Annotated in this window: 1 pseudogene; it reads left to right on the top strand. The window is 49.5% G+C overall.

Going from position 1 to position 293, the window contains the following annotated elements:
- A pseudogene (locus HBA93_RS20535) lies at nt 1-293 on the top strand (type IV secretory system conjugative DNA transfer family protein); the annotation flags it as partial.

The raw sequence follows: 293 nt of genomic DNA, 5'->3' as shown, positions 1-293 counted from the left end.
ACCAGGTGATGGTGCACATTTTTCAGAAATGGCACGTCAACTGGTAACAGCTGCAATTGAAGTGGTCGTTACCCAAGAAGAACCAGATCGACGCAACCTGATCGCTGTCGCGGATCTCCTTTTATCTGGAGACCTTGATAAAACCCTTGAGGCCTGGGTTGAAAATAAAGACCTTGTCGGGCATCGCCCGGCGCAAACTGCCGCAACTATTTTGCGAGCAGGAGACAGAGAGCGCGGTTCAATTCAAACTGCAGTCTCTAAGGCCTTTGACTGGATGCAATCTGATAACATGC

It is taken from the genome of Ochrobactrum sp. SFR4, assembly GCF_019730395.1.
Classification (GTDB): Bacteria; Pseudomonadota; Alphaproteobacteria; order Rhizobiales; family Rhizobiaceae; genus Pseudochrobactrum.
This window is presented reverse-complemented; position numbering and strand designations above follow the sequence as displayed.